This window comes from Flavobacterium sp., from assembly GCF_044361065.1.
Lineage (GTDB): Bacteria > Bacteroidota > Bacteroidia > Flavobacteriales > Flavobacteriaceae > Flavobacterium.
Genome location: NZ_JBIKJI010000167.1, coordinates 1 through 4,127 on the forward strand (window position 1 = coordinate 1; position 4,127 = coordinate 4,127).

The 4,127-nt window shown below is 36.2% G+C and carries 3 protein-coding genes; all 3 read right to left on the reverse strand.

The features are described 5' to 3' along the window. On the reverse strand, window positions 1-1,575 hold a 1,575-nt coding region (locus ACIQ11_RS09185), incomplete at its 3' end, for a beta strand repeat-containing protein (protein ID WP_396154330.1). Between the two features lie 495 nt (window positions 1,576-2,070). Then, window positions 2,071-2,253 carry a hypothetical protein gene (locus tag ACIQ11_RS09190; protein WP_396154331.1) on the reverse strand — a complete coding sequence of 61 codons (183 nt, stop codon included), beginning with the start codon at window positions 2,251-2,253 and terminating at the stop codon, window positions 2,071-2,073. A 14-nt stretch (window positions 2,254-2,267) separates the two neighbouring features. Next, window positions 2,268-4,127 (reverse strand): T9SS type A sorting domain-containing protein (locus ACIQ11_RS09195; RefSeq protein ID WP_396154332.1); only part of this gene is annotated, 1,860 nt, incomplete at its 5' end.

Below are 4,127 nucleotides of genomic sequence, written 5' to 3' on the forward strand. Positions count from 1 at the left end.
TTTATTTGATACAATATAATCAATATCAAATGGAGCTGAACCAGTTACGTCTTGAACTCCAGACCCAGTAAAAAAAACAGCTCTATTATTTGAATTAAATGGTGCATTGTCAATAAAATTACCTGTCAATTCAAGATCACCGCCTATATTTGTCGAAAGAGTAGTTAATGCATTCGCATTGTTAGTATAATTAACACATTTCAAACGCTCAGTCGAACTAGCGAGTGAAATACTGCCGTTATTAATTACATTTCCAACAACAGTTAACCCTATTTCGCTAGGGCTCACAATAGTCATGCCCTCAAGAGACAAGGTGCTACCAAAGTCTACCGTTAAGTTACCTCCCATTTGACGTGCCACATTTGCTCCGTTGTTAAGATTAAAGATGGTATTCCCTGAAATTTGAACATGATGGGGATAACCATTACCTGATGTTGCGGACCATTCTGTTCCTCTATTGAAAGTTCCACCACTATTATATACTAAAGTAGTACCTGAAGCATAAATAGGTGCGTTTGTAGTTACAAAACCTCCGCTATTAATGGTTAATATACTATTAATAGTAGAACTCGTTCCAAAGTTAACGCCACCTGCTAGCGTTGCATTATTAAATGTAATTGTTCCGGAAACCGTTGCCGAACCTGCAAATACAACCGTGCCATTACCAGCTGTAAAAGTTCCGTTATTGGTAAGGAAACCTCCATTTGAGATGGTTAGTGCTCTGGGTGTTAAGTCGGAAGCAGTGAGTGTTTTTCCAGTATTAATAACCATCGAACGTAATGTTATGTCTGAATTAACCGTAACATTGTGATCTATTGTAACAGATGCACCAGATGGTGGAATAGTATTGTTTAACCAAGTAGATGTTTCATTCCAATTCCCGTCTGCTACAGTTATTGGTTTAGTTATTGAAAAACCATTTACAAACATATTTTTTTGTCCCGATCCATCATTTTGGTTACCAATGTAGAAATTAAAACCATCAATGGTTGATGAACTATTAATAGGCGTAGTATATGTTGCACCACCACTTCTAGAAGTCATAGAAAATGAGTAGGCACTAGCACTTGTTCTTGTTATTGTAACAAGCATAGCTGTTGTGCCATAGCTTGTATTTGCATTCCCGTTAGTTGTGGTTATAGTAGATGAGCCTCCATTATTCACATTGAAAATAGTGGTTCCACCAGATCGTAAATCAAAACCTTTAGAACCACCGCCAGCATCCCAATTTATTGACCAATAAAAAGAAAAAGTGTCTCCAACTTGTATTCCATTATTTATAGAACGGTAGGCATTGAAATAGGCGCTACCTGTTGCAAACATACCGAAAGCAGTAGTGCCAATACCATTAGTTCCCATACCATTGTTTGCTGGGTTTCCAATAAAACTACCAGAACTAGCTCCCGCATTTAAAGACCATGCTCCAAAACCTGTTCCTTGATTTGAATTATTTGTCCATGAACTAGCATAACTTGAAGCATTGTCAGAAAAATTTTGTCCTGAAACTACGTTGCCTATAAATAAAGCTATCCAAGTAAAAATATAAATTACGAATTTTGAGTATTTTTTCTTCATTTTTTTAATTATTATATTAATTAGTTAGTGTAACAAAACAGAAAATTATCCTGAGTCATTTATAAAAAGTGTTCAAAATTTAATTAAATAAACCCTAAAAAACTTTCTTTTTTTCAGAGCACGCAATTGTGAAATTCATATTAATTATAACAATAAATTGAATACTTAATTTTATTTTAAGTATAAAAAAACGAATATCACAAAACTTCTTGAACTACTAAATTAAAAAATAAAATACTTTTTTTTTAAAAATATTTACACGAAAACGTTTTCGTGTTGATAAAAAATTCAAATAAAGGGAAAAGATAAAGAGATTGCCTACTGCGTAGGGGATGCTTCGCAAGCAGGCCTACTGCGTAGGAGATTCTTCGCAAGCTCAGAATGACAATGGGGAAATTAGCGAATTAGCGAGTGAGTTAATTAGTGCGAATTTGCGCTCCCTTTTGCCAAAACCTTTTACCAAAAAAAACCGCCTCTTTGGAGGCGGTTTTTGGTTTATGCTTTAGCTTTTGGTTTTAAAAACCAATAGGCCGTTGCTATGGCTAGTATTAGCAATGCTGGGATGTAATCGTTTACCGGCACATCTTGAACATCATCTGGAAAGGTTTCTTGTGCTTGAAGCCATCCCGAAACTAAAACAAATGCTAAACTGTATATTTTTTTACTATTATTTTTCATCTTATTGCTTTTTATTATTCAACAATCCATTTTAATTTACTAGTCTTTTCCCCTTGTGTAACCATAATATGATATACACCAGCTGCTAAACTCTGATTGGCTTGGTAATAACCTGAATTATTGGTTATTCCAATTTCTTGACCTATCGTGTTGTATAGTTTAACCGTTGCCTGTTCAGATGAAGGCAATTGTAAGTAGAAACCATTTCCTTTAGAAGGATTTGGATACAAGCCAACTTGAGTGGCAAATGTATCAGTATTAAGCAACGCGTTTTGGAATACTATTTTAAAACGGTTTGTAGTATTTGCATCTGCTGTAAATGGCACTACTGTTCCATTGTTTATTTGCGTATAACTGTTGTTTAACGTATCAAACAAATAAGGCGTGGCTCCATCATAGTTGTCTAATTCAAATTGCCATTGGTAATTGGTATGACGCATCTTACCTATTTTAATTGGTAATTCTGATGTGGCGCTTGGGTTGTTTTGTAAGGCAATCGCTAAATTCGTATTGTTTTGTACAAAACTTACTTCTTCGTCTAAATTTGCCATTTTAGTCGCGTCTTCCGAAGTTACATTCCAGCTATAATTATCATTAAAGAGCGCTAATGTACCTTCAATTGTTTGCCACTGGTTGTTGGTGTTGGCTTGTAAATTTACTCGCAACAAACCATAAGCTGATGTGTTGGCAGTTCTAAACACGCCTGCTGCGGCATTGGCTAACGATTTGTTACTTTCTGTAAACGTCATACTAGCAGCTACTGTTGTGTTTGATTTTTTTACAAAAACCGCTTGTCCGGGTTGTAGGTATTGGTTGAAACTAGACGTTGGAGTATTATTATTATTTGTTAAATCACGAGTTACATAACCGCCTCTAGCATTTAAAGTAGGATCCCAATAGTAAACCACTCCGTTATTCATGTTGGTTGCTTCGTTTAAAACTGCTTTTATATCTACAGTTGCTTGGTAAGGATTACCTACAAAACTAAACCCTTCTGCAGTTTGATTTAAAGTTGGCGAAAAGTTTCCAGTATGTAGAGTACCTGTAGCTCTTAGTACAGTTGGTGTAGCTGTTGGCGTATTCGTTGTTAAAACTGTTAAACGATCTCCTCTTACCATCAAACGATATGGAATTCCTGCGGTTAAAGAATTGGTAAGTGTACTCGTCACGGCCTCCCAGACTCCTGTGGAATTGTTGAAAGTAAATAAAGATGGATTATTCGTGCTCGTGGCATCAAAACCATTTGTTATTCCATCAACTCCTGTAATATGGGTGCCTAAACCTGCTGTTGAACCACCGTTTTCTTGCCAGTTTTCTTTAATACTTGAAGTTGAAGTAGTTACAGAAGGACTTAAAAAACGAAATGCTCGGCGTGCTGGAATGTAGCGTTCTGTGGTAACGTTGCCGGTAATACTTCCACCTGAGCCAATTGCAGCGACTTGTGCAGTGCCATTAGCGTTGGATTTTAAAGTAATATTTCCACCTGAAGCTAAAGTACCATCTGTAACTGTGATTACACCAATTATATTAAGCGCATTTCCGATAGTAACAGATCCTGAAGTCCTATTAATGGTCAAATTGTTCAAAACATTTGAAGTACCCGGAACGCTTTGATCGAAACGGATAGTTCCTAATGCTCCTGTGCCCTGGATAGAAATACTCGAAGTTGAACCGCCACGAATAAATCCACTACCCGTAAATACAGAAGCTACATTTGCCTCACCTAATGTTAGGGTATTACCATTCAAATCTAAGATATCAGTTGCATTGGTTAAAGTAATTGCATTACCTCCATTCGGTCCTTCAACTAAAAGATTTGTTAACATACGTATGCTCCCTGAAGGTTTATTTGATACAATATAATCAATATCAAA